15 protein-coding genes are annotated in these 17,817 nt (G+C 72.1%); 2 read left to right on the plus strand and 13 right to left on the minus strand.

What is annotated here, in order from left to right:
* Positions 1-6: 6 nt before the first annotated feature.
* From FGE12_RS17650 to FGE12_RS17665, 4 genes are all read right to left on the minus strand, one after another.
* Positions 7-1,626, minus strand: a complete 1,620-nt coding sequence (locus tag FGE12_RS17650) for a TolB family protein (RefSeq protein WP_153867697.1) — start codon at positions 1,624-1,626, stop codon at positions 7-9.
* A gap of 63 nt (positions 1,627-1,689) precedes the next feature.
* Positions 1,690-2,610, minus strand: a complete 921-nt coding sequence (locus tag FGE12_RS17655; protein ID WP_153867633.1) for a FecR domain-containing protein — start codon at positions 2,608-2,610, stop codon at positions 1,690-1,692.
* 26 nt (positions 2,611-2,636) lie between these two features.
* The gene (locus tag FGE12_RS17660) at positions 2,637-4,451 is read right to left on the minus strand and encodes an ATP-binding protein (protein ID WP_153867634.1); all 1,815 of its coding nucleotides are present in this window, start codon (positions 4,449-4,451) and stop codon (positions 2,637-2,639) included.
* Positions 4,448-7,783, minus strand: a complete 3,336-nt coding sequence (locus FGE12_RS17665) for a response regulator (RefSeq protein ID WP_194797984.1) — start codon at positions 7,781-7,783, stop codon at positions 4,448-4,450. Before FGE12_RS17665 ends, FGE12_RS17660 begins: the two co-directional genes overlap by 4 nt.
* A gap of 165 nt (positions 7,784-7,948) precedes the next feature.
* Between FGE12_RS17665 and lexA the strand changes: the two genes are divergently transcribed.
* Positions 7,949-8,614: a transcriptional repressor LexA gene (lexA, locus tag FGE12_RS17670; protein WP_153867636.1), complete on the plus strand. Its 666-nt coding sequence runs from the start codon at positions 7,949-7,951 to the stop codon at positions 8,612-8,614.
* A 6-nt stretch (positions 8,615-8,620) separates the two neighbouring features.
* Here the strand turns inward: lexA and FGE12_RS17675 are convergent, their stop codons facing one another.
* The 8 genes from FGE12_RS17675 to FGE12_RS17710 form a co-directional block, all read right to left on the minus strand.
* On the minus strand, positions 8,621-9,772 hold the full coding sequence (locus FGE12_RS17675; RefSeq protein WP_153867637.1) for a lipopolysaccharide assembly protein LapB: 1,152 nt from the start codon (positions 9,770-9,772) through the stop codon (positions 8,621-8,623).
* A 21-nt stretch (positions 9,773-9,793) separates the two neighbouring features.
* The gene (locus FGE12_RS17680; RefSeq protein ID WP_194797985.1) at positions 9,794-10,624 is read right to left on the minus strand and encodes a M23 family metallopeptidase; all 831 of its coding nucleotides are present in this window, start codon (positions 10,622-10,624) and stop codon (positions 9,794-9,796) included.
* A gap of 23 nt (positions 10,625-10,647) precedes the next feature.
* A complete protein-coding gene (gene surE / locus FGE12_RS17685) occupies positions 10,648-11,460 on the minus strand; it encodes a 5'/3'-nucleotidase SurE (protein ID WP_194797986.1) in 813 nt (270 codons plus the stop codon).
* 11 nt (positions 11,461-11,471) lie between these two features.
* A complete protein-coding gene (eno, locus tag FGE12_RS17690) occupies positions 11,472-12,767 on the minus strand; it encodes a phosphopyruvate hydratase (protein WP_153867638.1) in 1,296 nt (431 codons plus the stop codon).
* Positions 12,768-12,939: 172 nt separating this feature from the next.
* Positions 12,940-13,119: a hypothetical protein gene (locus FGE12_RS17695; RefSeq protein WP_153867639.1), complete on the minus strand. Its 180-nt coding sequence runs from the start codon at positions 13,117-13,119 to the stop codon at positions 12,940-12,942.
* A gap of 334 nt (positions 13,120-13,453) precedes the next feature.
* The gene (locus FGE12_RS17700; protein WP_153867640.1) at positions 13,454-13,879 is read right to left on the minus strand and encodes a type II toxin-antitoxin system RatA family toxin; all 426 of its coding nucleotides are present in this window, start codon (positions 13,877-13,879) and stop codon (positions 13,454-13,456) included.
* A 27-nt stretch (positions 13,880-13,906) separates the two neighbouring features.
* Positions 13,907-14,872, minus strand: coding sequence for a class II fructose-bisphosphatase (gene glpX / locus FGE12_RS17705; protein WP_153867641.1), 966 nt, complete (start codon positions 14,870-14,872; stop codon positions 13,907-13,909).
* A 44-nt stretch (positions 14,873-14,916) separates the two neighbouring features.
* Positions 14,917-15,318, minus strand: a complete 402-nt coding sequence (locus FGE12_RS17710; RefSeq protein ID WP_153867642.1) for a thioesterase family protein — start codon at positions 15,316-15,318, stop codon at positions 14,917-14,919.
* A gap of 97 nt (positions 15,319-15,415) precedes the next feature.
* Here FGE12_RS17710 and FGE12_RS17715 point away from each other — a divergent pair, with 97 nt between their 5' ends.
* Positions 15,416-17,041 (plus strand): alkaline phosphatase family protein, encoded by a 1,626-nt coding sequence (locus FGE12_RS17715; RefSeq protein WP_153867643.1) that lies wholly within the window; start codon positions 15,416-15,418, stop codon positions 17,039-17,041.
* 25 nt (positions 17,042-17,066) lie between these two features.
* Here FGE12_RS17715 and FGE12_RS17720 read toward each other — a convergent pair whose 3' ends face one another.
* Entirely contained in the window at positions 17,067-17,432 is a 366-nt protein-coding gene (locus FGE12_RS17720) for a hypothetical protein (RefSeq protein ID WP_153867644.1), read from the minus strand.
* Between the last annotated feature and the right edge of the window lie 385 nt (positions 17,433-17,817).

The raw sequence follows: 17,817 nt of genomic DNA on the forward strand, positions 1-17,817 counted from the left end.
AGGCCTTCAGCCCTGCGCGGGGGCGCGCCGGCGCCGCAGCGCCGCGAGCGCGAGCAGCCCGAGGCCGGCGAGCGCCGTCCCCTGCCCCGTGCTGCTGCAGCCGTGGCCCGTGTCCACCACGATCACCACGACGCTGCCAGCGTCCACGAAGGAGATGCGCTGGCCCTGTGCAGGCAGGGGCGCCGCGGGGCTGGGGATGCACGCGGGCAGCTCGCCGTAGAGCCGGACGCGGAAGGCGGAGCCGTAGTCCCCCGCGATCGCCGCGTAGACGAAGCCGTCGCTCGCGAGCTGCTGCTCGAGCGCCACCGTCTTCTGGTCCGGGCTGCAGGTCTCGAGCATCACCAGGACGCGGTCGTTCATCGCGACCAGGCCGCCCAGCGCGCGCGCGCCGCCGAAGCCGTTGTCCACGCAGAGCACGCCGGTGCCGGTGGCGCTGTAGCGCGCCGTCGCATCCCAGGGCGTGCGGCGCTCGCGCTGCAGCTGCAGCTCGGCGAGCAGCGGGTGCTTGCCGGGAGCGGCGCACACCTGCGCGGCCGTCTGCGGCGCGGGCGGCGTGCACTCGTTCGCCGTCGCCTGGAAGGTGAGCGCGCGCACGTTGTCGTCCCCGTTCTCGCGCACGCTCCACACCACGTTCACGCGCTTGCCGTCCGGGGAGATCCAGATGTCGGTGAGCTGCTCGTCCTCGGGCGTGTCGGTGAGGCGGTAGAGGGTCGAAGTGTCGAGGTCGTAGAGCGCGATGTCCGAGTTGGGCACCGCGGCGTCCGGGAAGCGGCGCTGGAAGGCGATGAAGTGGCCGCTCACGCTGGGGTTCAGGTCCTGGCCCGGCAGCACGAGGCGCCGCTCGGCGCTGTCCCCCACGTCCTGCAGGAAGATGTCCTGGTCCACCGTGCCGTCGGCACCGGGACGCGCGCTGTCGTAGACGACGACGGTGCCGTTGGTGTCCGGGTTCGCGGAGCCGTGCGAGTCCGAGGTCAGCGCGTGGGCCACGAAGCCGCTCGCGCCCGCCTGCGCCTCCCACACGTTGCACGGGCCCTGGGCGCCCTCGCACTTGGTCCACACCACGGTGCGGCCGTCCGGGCTCACCGCGGGCGCGGTGTCGGAGAGCGCATCGGAGGTCAGCGCCTGGGTGACGCCCGAGTCCAGGTCGTAGACCACCAGCTCGGGGGCCACGCCCTGCGAGCCCCAGGCGCCGTAGTCCTCCCACGCCACGGTGCGTCCGCCCACGGAGGCCGCGCGGCGGTTGGTGCCAGCCGCAGGAGCGAGCTCCACCGGCGCGCCACCGGCCGCCACGTCGTAGCGCAGGATGGCGCTGCGGTCCGCGCCGATGCGGGTGAAGACCACGCTGTCGCCGCTCACGTCCGAGAGGAAGTCGAAGGCGCCGCCGTTGGGGATGGCCGCGTCCACGTGCGTGGAGAGGTCGAAGACGCGGATCTCCCCCACGCCGTTGAGCTCGCTCGAGTAGGCGACCGTGTCGCCGCTCACGTGCGGCTCCTTCTGGTCACCGGGGCCCGCGTTCACCACCACCGGAGTACCGGCGGGGTACGGAGCGGGAGACACCTGCGCGGAGGCGAGCGCCGGGGCGAGGGCCAGCAGGTACGCCAGTGGCCAGGGCTTCGACGCGCGCATCTGGGGTGTCCCCTCTCAACGTGAAAAAGCAGAGCGAGTGTAGGGGATCCCCGCGGAGGGAAGCTACTTCCACAGGCCCGGGTCGAGCCCCACCCGCGGCGGTGTGGTATCGACGACCACCTGTCGGTGTTCCTCGTGCACGGCGCCGCCCACGCCCTCGGCGCGCACCTGCAGCGTGTTCGTCCCCTCCTTCAGCTCCACGGTGCGCTGGAAGCGCCCGTCCGCATCCGGAGTGAGGGGCTGGCCGGCCACCTCGAGCCGCGTCCCCGGCTCGCTCTGCCCGGCGACGACGAGGGTGCGCCGGCGCAGCGCGCCCGCCGCGGGCCACTGCACCTTGAGCAGCAGGCTCGTGGGCAGCGGCGTGGGGTCCGAGGGCGCCTGGCCGGGCCGGGCAATGGACTGCTGTCCCGCGCGCACGATGACCACCTTGCCCTGCCCCACGAAGGTAACCTCGCCCTCCTGGGTGCCCACGGCCACCGTGCCCTGGCCGTTGGTGCTCATGGCGAAGGTGCCCGCGTCCGTGCGGGCCACGGCATCGCTGCCCGCGGCCTTGAGCTCGAAGGTCTGCTTCGCGCCGCCGCGCACGCGCGCGGTGGCCATGCCGTTGCCGAGCAGGAGGCGCGAGAGCGAGTCGGTGAGCTCCTCCACCGAGACCTCGGTGCCCGGGGTCATCTTCACCTCGAGCGAGGGGCCGCCCACGAGCAGCGCGGAGGCCCCGGGGCCGGTGCGCACCGCGTCCGTCACCCGCAGGAGCTCGCCCGCGCGAGCAGGCATCCACGCGCCGCCGCGGCGCACCTCCACCGCGCCGCTCAGCTCCCCGATCCGCAGCTCCACGGCCTGGGGCGGGGCGACTGCAGCGGGCGGCACGACGGCGGGCGGCGGCGGCTCGCGCAGCAGCAGCAGGTAGCCCGCGGGCAGCGCCGCGAGGATGAGCAGCACGCCGAGAATGAAGCGCAGGTTGCGGCGCGGGGAGGCGGAGGGCATGGGACCTGGGCGCGAGCCTAGCGCACTCAGGCGCGCGGCAGCCGCACGGTGAAGCGGCTCCCGTGCCCCACTTCACTCTGGACCTCCACGCGGCCGCCCGCCTCTTGCACGACGCGGTAGACGACCGAGAGCCCCAGGCCCACGTTGCTCCAGACCTCCTTCGTCGTGAAGAAGGGCTCGAAGATGCGCGGTAGGTGCTCGGGGGCGATGCCCTTGCCCGTGTCCACCACCTCCACGTAGCCCTGCCCGTCCGCCTCCCCCGTGCGCAGGGTGAGCTGCTTCACGGGCGCCGCGCGCATGGCGGTGCGCGCGTTGGAGAGCAGGTGCAGCAGCACCTGCGAGAGGTGGCCGGGGTCCGCGCGCACGCGCACCGGGGCGGGCGAGAGCTGCAGCTGCAGGCTCACGCCCTCTCCGCGGGTCTCGTGCTCGGTGAGGCCCAGCGCGTCGCGCACGCTGGCGTTGAGGTCCATTGGGCGCAGCTCGGGACGGGCGCGCTGCTGGGAGAAGCGCAGCAGGTTCTGGGTGATCTCCTTGCAGCGCTTGGCGCTCTGCTCGATCTTGCGCAGCGAGTCCCAGTCCGGGTCCTGCTCGCTGCGATCCAGGAGCATCAGCTGCGCGTTGCCCAGGATGCCGGCGAGCGGGTTGTTGATCTCGTGCGCGACGCCCGCGCCCAGCTGGCCGATCGCCGCGAGCTTCTGCGCCTCCACCAGCTCGGCCTGCGCCGCGCGCAGCTCCGCGGTGGCCTCGTCCACCCGAACGCGCAGGTCGTCGTTCCAGCGCAAGAGCCGCGCGCGCGAGGCCTGCAGCTCCTCGCCCATGCGGTTGAACGTCGTGGCCAGCGCGCTCAGCTCGTCCTCGCCCTCCACCGGCAGCCTGCGCTCGAGCTCGCCGCGCCCGAAGGCCTCGGCCCCCTCCACCACCTGCGAGAGCCGGCCATTGAGCCTTCTCGTGAAGAGCCCGCCCAGCACCAGCAGCACGCCGAGCGCCGCCGCCACCGAGACGAACACCGTGCGCCGCATCGTCCGCACCGGGGCCAGCGCCGCGCCCTCGTCGACCGAGACCACCACGCGCAGGCCCAGCCCCTCGGGCAGGGGCGCGCTGCTCACGCGCTGCGGCGGGCTGCCCGCGCGGAAGCTGGGCAGCTCCTGGCGCAGCGCGGGCTCGAGCGGCTGCAGCGCGCGCCCCGGTACGCTGCTCGCGAGCACCCGCCCGCCGCCGTCCACCAGCTCCACGCGCGCGAGGCCTCCGGCCGCCCTGCGCGCGAGCAGCGCCTCCACGCGCGTGAGCACCAGCTCCGCGAGCGCGAAGGAGGCCTCGGGCCCCTCCCCCAGCTTCACCGCGAGCGCGATCGCCGCTCCGGCCCCGCGCGAGTGCGCATACGCGCTGCCCAGCGCCGCCTGGCCCTTGCCGCCGCGCCGCAGGCCCTGCACCTGCACCGCGCGCACGAGCGCGGGCGTCGCCGCGGGGTCGAAGCCCGGATGGCCGCGGCTCGCGTCGGACTCGAACACGGGCTCGCCCAGGGGAAGGCCCTGCGCGTCCACCTGCAGGACGGCGCTCACCGCAGGCGACTGGCCGTAGAGCAGCGAGAGCCCGCCGCGCAGCTCCGCCGGGCTCGCGTGCTCCCAGTCGATGAGCTCCGCGGAGCGCGCGAGCGCGTCCACCGTGGCGAGCAGCTCCGCGGAGGCGCCCTCGGCGGCCGCCTGCGCAAGGCCGCGCTGCTCGGCGTCCAGGCGCTCGACGAGGGTGGCCTCCGCGCGCGAGAGCAGCAGGAAGCCCACCACGGCGAGCGGGAGCACCGTCGCCGCGAGCATGAAGAGCACCAGCTGCTGGTAGAGCCTCATCCCGCCGAGCGCACGCCCGCGTCGCGGTCGCTGCGCAGGTACACCGAGCCGGGAATCGCCTTGGCGCGCTTCTTCAGGTCCGCTGCCCGCCGGGCCAGCTCCGCGTGGTCCACGCTGCCCGAGCCATCCGTCATCACCGCCACGATGGACACGCTCATCACGGGGAAGCGCCGGCGCTCGCCGAAGCGGTCCTCGCCCTCGATGTAGCCGCGCTCGCGGTCCTGGCGGTCGTAGTAGAGCGGGATGATGCGGTCGAAGGACTCGATGAGCCGCGTGCATACGCGGTCCACGGTCTCCGGCGTGGTGATGAACACGAAGTCGTCACCGGCCACGTGGCCCAGGAAGTCGCCCGGCAGCCCCTCCTGCGCCACCACCTCGCGCAGCAGGTCTCCCGTCTGGCGCACCACCCCGTCCGCCTTGGCGAAGCCGTAGAAGTCGTTGAAGGCCTTCAGGTTGTCCAGGTCCAGGTAGCAGAAGGCGAAGGGGGTGCGCCCCTGCAGCCGCCCCTGCACCTCGCGCTCGATGGCGCCGGAGCCCGGCAGCTGCGTGGTGGGCGAGGCGTTGAGCTCCTGCTCGCGCCGCCGCAGCACGCTCTCCACGCGCGCGCCCAGCTCCAGCGCGTCGAAGGGCTTGGTGAGGTAGTCGTCCCCGCCCAGCTTCAGCGCGCGCACCTTGGCGGCCGTCTCGGTGCGCGCCGAGACGAAGATGACCGAGATGTGGCTCCCGGCGCGCTCGGCCTTGAGCTCCTCGAGGAAGCCGAAGCCGTCGCCGTCCGGCAGCTGCACGTCCAGCACCAGCAGGTCCGGGCGGCGCTCGCGCAGCGCGCGGCGCGCGTCCGCGAGGCTGCCTGCGAGTGCCACCTCGAAGCCGTGGCTCTCCAGCACCTCGCGGCAGATGGAAGCGATCTTGAGATCGTCGTCGATGACCAGCACCCGCCCGTGCGAGCGCGCCCCGGCCCCGCGCACCAGCGACTCCACCGCCGCCTCGAGCGCCCCGGGCTGCACCGGCTTGAGCAGGAAGGCGTCCGCCCCGGCGCTGAACGCGCGGCCGCGCTCCTCGGCCCGGCTGAGGACGAGCAGCCGCACCCCGCGCGTCTCCGGATCGTGGCGCAAAATCTCCGCCACCTGCAGCCCGCCCACGTCCGGCAGCTGCGAGCCGAGCACGATGGCCTGGGGATGATCCCTGCGCGCGAGCGCCAGCGCCTCCTCGGCGCTCGAGGCGAAGCGCACCTCGAAGCCGCGCGCCGCGAGCAGCGCCTTGAGCCCGTAGCCGAGCGCCGCATCCTGCTCCACCACCAGCACGCGGCCCACGCTGGCCCCCGCGAGCGCGCGCCGGGCGGCGGGCTCGTCCACGCGAGCGGCCTCGTCTGCGTTCTGGGGCGGCTCCACCGGGAGCACCGCGACGAAGTGGGCGCCGTCCGCGCAGGGCTCCGCCCAGATGCGCCCGCCGTGCGCCTCCACGATGCTGCGGCTGATGGCGAGCCCCAGGCCGGTGCCACGCACGGCGCGTGTGCGCGGGCTGTGCGCCTGCTCGAAGCGATCGAAGATGCGCTCCAGGTCGCGCTCGGGGATGGGCTCGCCGTTGTTCCAGCAGCTGAGCACCACCCAGCCGGGCAGCTCGGGGCTCGCGCTCAGGTCCAGGCGGATGTCGCCGTCGCGCGGGGTGAACTTCACCGCGTTGGTGAGCAGGTTGTTGAGCACCTGGGTGAGGCGGTCCGCGTCCGCCACCGCCTTGAGCGGCTGCGCGGGCAGCTGCAGCGTCACCCGGATGCGCTTCTCCAGGAAGGCGGGCCCGTAGTGCTCGGCGGCGCGGCGCACCAGGTCGTCCAGCGCGCCGAGCTCGAAGCGCATCCGCATGCGGCCCTGCGCGAACTTGGAGAGGTCCAGCAGGTCGTCCACGATCGCGTTGAGCCGGTCCGTGCTCTCGCGCGCCATCGAGAGGTAGCGGTGCTGCTTCTCGTTGAGCTCGCCGGTGAGGAAGTTGAGCACCAGATCCAGCGCGCCCGAGATGGAGGTCAGGGGCGTGCGCAGCTCGTGGCTCACCATGGAGACGAACGCGTCCTTGCGCTCCTCCAGCCGCTTCTGCTCCGTCACGTCCCGCAGCACCACGCACACGCCGCGCAGCTGGCCGCGCGCGTCGTTCACCGGCGTGACCGTGGACTGCACGGTGCGATCGAAGAGGTGCAGCTCCTCCACCAGCGCCTGCGCGCCGCCGTACTCCCAGCCGCGCACCAGCTCGAAGGGATAGAAGCCGAGCTTCTCCTGCAGGTGGCGCGCGGTGGCCTCGGCGGGGTCGTCCCCCAACCGCAAGAGCCTGCGCGCGGCGGGGTTGAGCACCACGAGCTCGTTCTTCTCGTCCGTGAGCAGGACGCCGTCCGCCATGGACTCCACCATCCGCTCCACGCGCAGCCGGGCCTCCTCCTCGGAGGCCCGCAGCGCCTGGATGGCGTCCGTGGTCTGGTTGGCGAGCACGTCCAGCAGCGCCCCGTCCTCGTCCCCGTAGGCGCCGGGCGCGCGGGAGAAGAGCGTGAGCGTGCCCACGGTGCGCCCGCTCGCGGTGAGCGGCACGCTGAGCTGCGAGGCGAAGGAGACCTGCGCCTGCACCTCCTGGGTCACCGTGCCGGACACGCGCACCGTGAGCCGGTCCTCGGGCAGCAGGTAGCCGGAGCTCTTGCGGTAGGCGGCGATCATCTGGTCCTTCACGCCCACCAGCGCGCGCTCGCCCACCAGGCCCCGGCAGCGCAGCCGCAGCGTGGCCGAGCGCCCGCCGTTCACCGAGACCACCGCGGCGCCGCAGTCGTAGGGCAGCACGCGCCCCACCGCGCTGAGCACGCGGTCGATGATGGCGTCGTAGCTGGGCGGGTCCTGCGCGCTCTGGCGGCTCACGTCGTAGAGCACGCCCAGGGCGTCCACCCGCTGCTGCAGCTTGCGCAGCAGGCGCTCGCGGTCGCGGCGCAGCTGGGTGAGCTCCACCGCGCCGTTCACCGTGACCTGCAGGTCGGTGAGATCCCAGGGCTTGGTCACGTACCGGTACACCTGGCCCTGGTTGATCGCCGCGATGATGTCCTCGGGATCCGTGTAGCCGGTGAGCAGGATGGTGGTGACGTCCATCCCCTCGGCGCGCGCGGCCGCCACGAGCTGGGTGCCGCTCATCCCGGGCATCTTCTGGTCGGTGATGAGCGCGTCCACCGGCCCCTGGCGCAGGAGCTCCAGCGCCTCGGCGCCGGACTGCGCCCGCAGCACCCGGAAGCGGCGCTCGAACGCCCGCGTCAGCAGGTCCAGCACGTCCACTTCGTCGTCGACGAAGAGCAGGGTCGGTCGGGGGTCGGACACGTCAGTCCGGCAGTGTATGCGCAAAGCCGTGCCGGCCCCCAGTTCCGCGCTTCACGCGCAGTGCGCGAATGATTGACTCGGAACGTCTGTTCAGGGAGCATGGAGCACTGAAACTTTGTTGCGTCCCGGCAGCTCGCACCCGCCGGGCCTCGAGAGGGAGAGGCGATGGAAGAGCTCACGGACCGGCAGCGCGAGATTCTCACCTTCATCGTCAAGGAGACGGAGGCGCGGGGCTTTCCTCCCACCATCCGGGAGATCGGTGAGGAGATGGACATCCGCTCGACGAACGGGGTGAACGATCACCTCAAGGCGCTCGAGCGCAAGGGCTACCTCAACCGCGGCGAGCAGCAGAGCCGCTCGCTCGTCCCTACCAAGCGCGCGCGCCTGGTGCTGGGGCTGGGGCAGCGCAAGGACAGCGGGATGGTGGACGTCCCCCTGCTGGGCAAGGTGGCAGCCGGCGCTCCCCTCCTCGCGACCGAGAACGTCGAGGACTCGGTGCGCATCGACAGCTTCCTCCTCGGCGGCAGCGGCCGCGAGGTCTTCGCCCTGCGGGTGAAGGGCCAGTCGATGATCGAGGACGGCATCTTCGACGGCGACTACCTCTTCGTGAAGAAGACCCCCACGGCGCAGCCGGGCGACATCGTGGTGGCGCTCATCGAGGACGAGGCCACGGTGAAGCGCTACTATCCGGAGGGCGACCGCATCCGCTTCCAGCCGGCCAACGCCACCATGCAGCCCATCTACGTGAACCGCTCGGACTTCCGCAGCACCATGCTGCTGGGCCTGGTGGTGGGCGTGTACCGCAAGTTCCCGGGCAGCGGCCGGCTCTAGACTGCTTCAGGGGCACGCCGCGCGCGGCTCGGCGCTGCGCGCGCGCCCGCAGGCGGCGGTGAGCGTCTTCGTGTCCCGCAGCTCGCGCGCGAGCCGCGCGGTGCGCCGCTGCAGCGCGGCGTCCTTCGCCTGGTCGGGCTCCGCGGCGAGGTGCGCGAGCAGCCGCAGCGCGTCCGGCTTGCGCTTCAGGTCCGCGAGCAGCTCCGCCAGCTCGCGCAGCTCCCCCGGAGTCTCTCGTCCCGAGGCGCTCTCGAGCGCGCGCTCCAGCGCGTCCTCGGCGCTCTTGCGCTCCCCGCGCGCGAGGTAGATGCGCGCCACGGCCACGTTCGGCCCCACCCGCTCCTTCACGCGCAAGGACTCGCGAAAGGCGAGCAGCGCGTCGCCCGGGCGGTCCAGCTTGCGCTGGATCTCCCCCACCAGCTGCCAGAGCGTGGGGTCGCGGGGTGAGGCGCGCGCGGCCTCGGTGTAGCTCTGGGCCGCGGCTTCCAGCGCGCCGTCCCGCACCTGCAGGTCCCCGAGCGCCGTGAGCACCGAGGGCTCTCGAGCCCCGCGCGCCGCGTGCTCCTCGAGCAGCGCGCGCGCCTCCGCCTGCCGCCCCTGCCCCGCGAGCACCTCCGAGGCGCGCACGAGCAGCTGTCCGCGCCTTCCCGGCTCGGCCGACTCGGCCGCCAGCACATCGTGGCGCACGGCCGCGTCCCACTCGCCCTTCTTCTGGTGCAGCTCGGCGAGCAGCTCGAGCGAGGCGTCGTCGTCGGGAAAGAGCGCCACGGCCTTGCGCAGCGCACCGAAGGCCGCGTCCGGCTGACCCAGCTGCGCGCGCAGGTAGCCGAGCTGCGCCCAGCTGGTGGCGCGCTTGGGCTCGCGGGCCACCGACTCCTCGAACTGGGCGGCCGCGTCCTTCAGCCGCCCCATGGCCAGGTACACCTCGCCCACGGCCGCGGGCACCCGCGGGTCCGCGGGAGCGAGCCTGCGCACCTCCTCGAAGGAGGCGAGCGCCTCGGGGAGCTTGCCCTGGTGGTACTCGAGCTGGCCCTTCAGGTAGAGCCCCTCCACGTACTGCTCGGGGGTGACGCGCGCGGCGGGCTCGCGGTTGCACGCGCCGAGGAGCGCGAGGAGGGCCGCGAGGGCGGCAGCGGTCAGCGGGGGCAGGCGGCGCATGGGGAGCAGGGACCCCAAAGGCTACTGCGTGGGCAGCGCCCCGAGGAAGTCCAGCGGGTCCACGGGCAGCCCGTCGCGGCGCACCTCGAAGTGCAGGTGGGGCCCCGAGGTCTTGCCGGACTGCCCCACGGTGGCCACCACCTGGCCGCCGCGCACCTGCTGGCCCGTCTTCACCCGCAGGTCCTGGTTGTGCGCGTACAGCGTCACCAGGCTGTCGCCGTGGTCCACGATGACGATGTTGCCGTAGCCCTTCTGCTCTCCGGCGTAGAGGACGTGGCCCGGGCGTGCGGTGCGCACGGGGGTGCCCTCGGGGGCGGCGAGGTCGATGCCGTCGTGCGGCTCGCGCCCCTTCTTGCCGAAGCGGCCGTAGAGCACGCCGCGCAGCGGCCACTCCAGCAGCCCCTGGGTGGCCACCTTCGGCCGCTCGCTCAGGCTCGCAGGCGTGGCGCGCCCCTTCACCCGGCTGGGCGCCTCGCGCGGCGCGGGGGAGGCGCGCACCTCGGACTCGTCGCGGTCCGGCGCCGCGGCCACCCGCACGGCCTTCTGGGCGCCGGGGATGAGCAGCTCCTGGCCCACGGCGAGCGTGCGCGGGTCGCTCATGCCGTTCGCCGCCATCAACTCCTCCGGGCGCAGGCCGTAGCTCAGCGAGATGCGGTACACGGTCTCCCCGGCCGCCACGCGATGGCGCACCGCCACCAGCTCCGGCTCCTCGTGCGGCGTGATGCGCAGGGCAGCCTGGGCGGCAGAGGGACGCGGCGCGGGCGCGCGCTCGGGCAGCGCCGAGGCGTGGGGCGCCACGGCACGGGGCGTGGCACAGCCGGTGGCGAGCAGCAGCGCGAGCGCAGTGAGCACGGCGCGGGGTGGAAGCGAGGGACTCAAACGGCCGGAGGATCGTCCTTCGTGGCCGCGGGGTCCAGTTCGTGGCGGCGGAAGCCCTCGATTCCCCAGGAGGCCAGCTCCTTCACCCGGGGCGTATCCGTGAGGTCCAGGCGCAGCGGGGTGATGGCGATGCGCTTGTGCAGGTGCACCGCATTGCAGTCGCTGCCCGGGATGTCCTCGTGGGTGTAGTCGGTGCCGCCGATCCAGTAGTACTTGCGGCCGCGCGGGTCCACGTTCTCCACGACGTCGTAGCCGTAGCTGTGGCGGCCCAGGCGCGTCACCTCGTAGCCCTGGGGCTCGCAGCCGCCGGGCACGTTCACGCTGAGCAGCATGCGGGGCGGCAGCGGGCGGGCGAGCGCCGCCGTGACCAGCGCGCGGGCAAAGCGCGCCGCGGGCCCGAAGTCGAAGGGGCCGCGTGACACCAGGCTGAAGGCGATGGAGGGCACGCCGAGCAGCGCCCCCTCCATCGCGGCCGCCACCGTGCCCGAGTAGGTCACGTCCTCGGCGAGGTTCGCGCCGTGGTTGATGCCGCTGACCATGAGATCGGGCCGGCGGTCCTTGAGCAGGTGGTGGATGGCCAGGTACGCGCAGTCGGTGGGCGTGCCGTCCACCGAGTACCAGCGCTCGCGCACCTCCTTGATGCGCAGGGGCCGGTGGAGGCTGATGGCGTGGCTCGCGGCACTCTGCTCGCGGTCGGGCGCGACGACCCAGACCTCGCCGAGCGGAGTGACCGCGTCGACGAGGGCCTGGATGCCCTCGGAGAGATAGCCGTCGTCGTTGGAGACGAGGATGCGGGGCCGCGGGCTCACGAGCGCGCGCCCTACTTCGCCTTGAGCGCCTTGAAGGCCGAGCGTCCCGCGTAGCGGGCACCGGCGCCCAGCTCCTCCTCGATGCGCAGCAGCTGGTTGTACTTGGCGATGCGGTCCGAGCGGCTCGCGGAGCCGGTCTTGATCTGCCCGCAGTCCAGCGCCACTGCGAGGTCCGCGATGGTGGTGTCCTCGCTCTCGCCGGAGCGGTGGCTCATCACGCTGGTGAAGCCCGCCTTGTGGGCCATGCGCACCGCGTCGTAGGTCTCCGAGAGGCTGCCGATCTGGTTCACCTTGACCAGGATGGAGTTGGCCGTGCCGGTCTCGATGCCGCGGCTGAGCCGCTCCACGTTGGTGACGAAGAGGTCGTCGCCCACCAGCTGCATCTTGTCGCCGAGCTTCTCGGTGATCTGCTTCCAGCCGTCCCAGTCGTCCTCCGCCATCCCGTCCTCGATGGAGGTGATGGGGTACTTGGAGGCGAGGTTGCCGTAGTAGGCGATGAGGCCCGCGGCATCGAACTCCTTGCCCTCCCCCTTGAGCTTGTACTTCTTGCTCCCCTTGTCGAAGAACTCGCTCGCGGCCACGTCCATGGCGAGGAACACCTGCTCACCGGCCTTGAACCCGGCGGTCTTGATGGCCTCCATGATGAGGCGCAGGGCCTCCTCATTGGCGGGCAGGTCCGGCGCGTAGCCGCCCTCGTCGCCCACGGCCGTCTGCAGCTTGTTCGCCTTCAGGATCTTCTTGAGCGCGTGGAAGATCTCCGCGCCCCAGCGCAGGCCCTCACCAAAAGACGCGGCGCCGGCGGGCACCACCATGAACTCCTGCATGTCCACGCGCGTGTCCGCGTGCGCGCCGCCATTGAGGATGTTCATCAGCGGCACCGGCAGGGTGCGCGCCTGGCTGCCGCCCACGTAGCGGTAGAGCGGCAGGCCGTACGCGTCCGCCGCGGCGCGCGCGGTGGCCATGGAGACGGCGAGGATGGCGTTGGCGCCGAGCTTCCCCTTGGTGGGGGTGCCGTCCAGGGCGAGCATGCGCTGGTCGACGGCGAACTGGTCCGTGGCGTCCGAGCCCAGCAGCGCCGGGGCGAGCGTCTCCAGGATGTTGGCCACCGCCTTGCGCACGCCCTTGCCCAGGTAGCGGTCCTTCTCCCCGTCGCGCAGCTCGAGCGCCTCGTGCTCGCCGGTGGAGGCCCCGGAGGGCACGATCGCGCGGCCACGAGCGCCGCCAGACAGGTGGACCTCGGCCTCCACGGTGGGGTTGCCACGGGAGTCGAGCACTTCGCGGGCTAGGATCTCGGCAATCTCGGTCATGGAGCGGCTTCTAGAGGAGCGCTCCGAGGCTCGCAAGAATGCGCTGCAGCAGGCGGCCGCGATTGTCGATTGCCGGAGCGCGCACCGGCCTGCCGAGACGACGAGGCCCGCGGCGGCTCCCTCGGTGAGGGGTCCGGCGCGGGCCTGCGAGGCGCGGGAATGCGGCTTGCGGCTAGACGCAGAGGTCGATGACCACCACGCCGCGCTGCGGCTTCTCGTCGTCCTCCGTGTCCGTACGGCGGCGGGGCCGCTCGTCCGGCGCGGGCAGCGGCAGCTCGGCCACGGGGCGCTGATGATCCTCGCGCACCCGCTCCCGCCGCTTGATCTCCTCGATGATGAACGCGTCGAGCATGGGTCTTTCGCTTCTCCTCAACCTGCAAACCGCCTGGAACCCCGACCCGCCCTGCCCCGTACTGCCTCTTCGTCCAATCCTTTGATGCAAGTTAAGGCCCCTCGATTCACCAAGGACCCCCGCGGCCACTCGCACGGCTACCCATCCGCCGGGACAGCGACCCGCGCACCCCGCCCGCTCCCGGGCGCGAGCCCGAGAGGTGGACCGAAGTGTAATGCAGTCAAAGGCAGCAGCAAGCCGGCATTGCGGGACACACCTGAGGCCAGGGTGCCCCACCTGCCCAAGCAGGGAGGGCAGGCAGGCGAGCTCGCGTTCCAGTCGGAACGGCCGGAGGTCAGCGGCTCTCAGCGCGTCGCTTGAATGCTTCCAGCATCTTGGGCAGCTGGGTCTCGGCGAGCGTGTTCACGATCGCCTTGGGCACGAGCAGTCCGAAGGCCATCTCCACGTTGTAGGTGGCCTGGGTCTTCCCCTCGCCCGCCGGCTCGAGCGTCCAGCTGCCGCGGTTGTCCTTCATGAACTCACCGTCCACGAAGGTCCAGGAGAGCTTCTGGGGCCGCTGGGCGACGGAGTGGATGGTGTAGCGGACGGTCTTCATCAGCTCCACCTCGTAGTGCACGTCCACCGCGTCGCCCTGGCGGTTGCTCAGGCGGATGCGCTTCACCTCCGGGAGGAACTCCGGGTAGCGCTCGAAGTCCGCGATGACGTCGAAGACCTTCTCCATCGGGGCGTTGATGACGATGGACTTCGTGGCGCCTGCCATGGGGTGACTCCGGGAGATGAGTGAGGACTAGAAGTTGTAGCCGGGCTTCGAGTCGAACTTATGCGTGGACTGGATGTAGCGCACGGTGCCGGTCTTGCTGCGCATGACCACCGAGTGCGTCTCGCAGCCGCCACCGAAGAAGCGCACGCCGCGCAGGAAGTCGCCGGTGGTGACGCCGGTGGCCGCGAACATCACCTCGCCGCGCGCGAGCTCCTCGGCGGTGTAGATCTTCGTGATGTCCGTGATGCCCATCTTCTTGGCGCGCTCGATCTCGCCCTGGTTGCGCGGCACGAGCCGGCCCTGCATCTCTCCGTCCACCGAGCGCAGCGCCGCAGCGGCGATCACTCCCTCGGGCGCGCCGCCGGTGCCCATGAGCACGTCCACGCCGGTGCCCGGGAAGCAGGTGGCGATGGCGCCCGCCACGTCGCCGTCCTCGATGAGGCGGATGCGCGCGCCCGCGGCGCGCACCTCCTTGATGAGCTCCTGGTGGCGCTCGCGGTCGAGGATCATCACCGTGAGGTCCTCCACGTAGACCTTCATCTTCTCCGCGATGGCCCGCAGGTTCTCGGTGGGGCTCTTGCGCAGGTCGATGGCGCCCTTGGCGCGCGGGCCCACGGCGATCTTCTCCATGTACGTGTCCGGCGCGTTGAGCAGGCAGCCCTTGCTCGCCATGGCCACCACGCTGATGGAGCCCGGGCGGCCGTAGGCGCACAGGTTCGTGCCCTCGAGCGGGTCCAGCGCGATGTCCACGCCGGGAGCGCCCGCCTGCGCCTTGCCCACCTTCTCACCGATGTAGAGCATGGGCGCCTCGTCGCGCTCGCCCTCGCCGATGACCACCGTGCCCTCGATGTTCAGGGCATCGAAGGCGCGGCGCATGGCGTCCACTGCCGCCTGGTCGCTCTTGTCCTTCTCGCCGCGGCCCATCAGACGGGCGGATGCGATCGCCGCCATCTCGGTGACGCGCACCACCTCCATTGCCAGGTTGCGATCCATGTCTTTCGTGCTCCGTTGCTGCCGGTGAGGGTTACGGGGAAGCGTCAGGAGTCCTCGCGCAGCAGCTGCGCGAGGCGCTCGGGAATGCGGGTGGGCTTACCATCGCGCCCGATGCAGGCGTGCACCGTGTGGCCGGTGCACAGCGGGCGCTCGAGCTCGCCCTCGCGGAAGAGCTCGTAGGAGAAGGTCAGGGACACGCGCTTGAGCTCGCTCACCCGGGTGCGGATGACGAGCAGGTCGTCGTAGCGGGCGCTCGCGCGGTAGTCGCAGTGCGCTTCGACCACCGGGAGCAGGCTGCCCTCGCGCTCGAAGTCGCGGTAGCTGCCGCCCTTCGCGCGGAACAGCTCGCTGCGCGCGAACTCGAAGTAGCGGAAGTAGTTCGCGTAGTACACGACGCCCATCTGGTCGGTGTCGCCGTAGATGACGCGCAGTCGTGCCTCGTACATGCCGGGCCCCCCTTAGCAGGGCAACAGGTTGGGCGGAAGGCTCGGTTCGCGAGGAGTTGGTTGCTTCTGAGCACCCTCGCTGGGAAGGATGCGCCCCATGCGCCGCTCCCTCCTGCTCGCAAGCCTCCTGCTCGCCCTCCCGGCCAGCGCCAAGCCCCCTCGCCTCACCCTCTTCGTCTCGGTGGATGCGCTGGGCACGGACGTGCTCCTGCGCAACCGCCCCAAGCTCACCGGGGCGCTCGCGCAGCTGCTGGACGCGGGCGCCGTGTTCCCGGACACGCGCTACCTCACCGCGGAGGCGCGCACCGCGCCCGGACACAGCACCCTGGCTACCGGCGCGCACCCCTGGCGCCACGGCATCGTCGACAACGAGGTGGGCGACCGCGCCACGGGCAAGGCGCTGGCGGTGTTCGCCGACGGGCGCCACCCCATCCTCGAGGTCCCCCTGGACCCGACCGAGGACAGCTGCCCCGAGGCCCTGCAGGCCGAGACGCTCGCGGACCGCCTGCGCACCGCCACCCAGGAGCGGGGCAAGGCCGTGGCACTCTCGTACAAGGCGCGCGCGGCGCTCCCGCTCGCCGGGCGACTGGGCCAGGCGTACTGGTTCAGCGACGTGGCGGGGAAGTTCGTGACCAGCACCTGGTACACGAAGGCCGTGCCCGAGTGGCTCAGCGCCTTCAACGCGCGCAAGCTCCCGGACGCCGCCTTCGGCAAGACGTGGGAGCTCGCCCTGCCTCCCATTGCCTACGTGGGCGAGGACGACCGCCCCTTCGAGGGAACGCCCGTGGGAATGGGCCGCACCTTCCCCCACGCCCTCACCGGCGGCCTCTCGGCCCCGGGCAAGGACTACTACGAGGCCTTCCGCACCTCCGGCTTCTCGCACGACCTGCTGGTGCAGGCGGCCAAGGCGGCGATTGCGGGCGAGAAGCTGGGCCAGGACGAAGTCCCGGACCTGCTCTCGGTGAGCTTCAGCGGCACCGACTACGTCTTTCACGCCTATGGCCCCTACTCCTGGGAGATGCAGGACAGCCTGGTGCGGCTGGACCGCGCGCTGACGGAGCTCATCGCCGCGGCCGAGCGCGCGGCGGGCGGGCGCCAGAACCTGCTCGTGGTGCTCTCCGCGGACCACGGCGGCGCGGCGGCGCCCGAGGAGTGGGCGGCTGCCGGGCTGCCCGCCAAGCGCCTCGACCCGCACGTCATCGAGGGCGAGCTGAGGAAGGAGCTGCAGACGCGCTTCGGCGCGGGCGAGTACGTGGTGCGCATCGAGCAGGCGGACGTGTACCTCGGGGGCAAGGCGCTGAGCGGGCGCACCGACGGGATCGCCGTGCGCCGCGCGGTGGCCGCGTGGCTCGCGCGCCAGCCCTACGCCATCACGGCGGTCGCGCGCGACGACCTGTTCAACATCCCGGACGTGGGCGGCTACGTGATGCCCATGCGCCGCGGCTACTACCCGGACCGCAGCGGCGACGTCATCTGGGTGCCCCGCCCCTTCATCGTCGTGGACGAGGAGACCTTCGGGGCGAACCACGGCACGCCCCACGGCTACGACACACAGGTGCCCTTCCTGCTCATGGGGCGCGGCGTGAAGCCCGGGTACTACCCGCAGCAGATCGCAGCGGTGGACATCGCGCCCACGGTGGCCGCGCTGATGGAGCTGGGCGCCCCGGCCTCCGCCGAGGGCCGAGCGCGCGAGGAAGCCTTCGCCCTGCCTCGCCCGCGCTAGCCGCGTCCGAGCAGAGCTGCGGACCCTACCGCCCGCAGGTCCACTCGGGTGGCGGGCAGGCCACGCACATGTCCTGGCGAGGGCCCGACATGCAGGCGCCGCCGCACACCTCGAGCACCTCGTGGCTCGAGGTCCTCACGTAGTAGGCGGGGCCGTCTGCCGCCATGCCGCAGTCCACGAAGGACAGCTCCCCGCAGGTGCTGTTCACGTGGCACCGCCCGGAGGCGAGCCCCTCCTTCACCTCGGCAGCCCTGGGCGCGTAGGCCGCGCGGTAGCCGCGCTCGCCGGACAGCGGTTGCTCGTCGCTCTTCGCGGGCTTCTGCGTTCCACCACACGCGCCCAGCAGCAGCGCCGCGAGCGGGAGGGCCGACCACTTCAGGAGCTTCGCCATGGTGACGTCGGGAGCCCGCAGGGCAGTAGGCCTGCGAGGAAGACAGGCAATGCGGCTGTAAAGTCATGACTGTTTCGAGCGGGCAACACCCTGACCTCGTTTTCCCACTTGAGTGCCGTGTCATTGGCCTGCCAATCCTTCGGCACGACGCCCATTTCGCTCCACGCTTCGTGAGTGGCGTAAGGCGCCCAAGCTCTTGGACAATGAGTTGCTCTAACGGAAGGCCCGTCCGTCCGAAACGGCTGACTCGCTCCCCTTGGTGGCACCCCTTTAAACCTCATCGTTTGACGTAGTCGACGGTGCCGGCGGCGAGGACGCGGGAGGTGGCGACCTGTCGCAGGTACTGGGCGTGGGGCACGCGGCGCTTCTTGCGTTTGGGCTTCGG

The sequence above is a fragment of the Aggregicoccus sp. 17bor-14 genome (assembly GCF_009659535.1).
GTDB lineage: Bacteria > Myxococcota > Myxococcia > Myxococcales > Myxococcaceae > Aggregicoccus.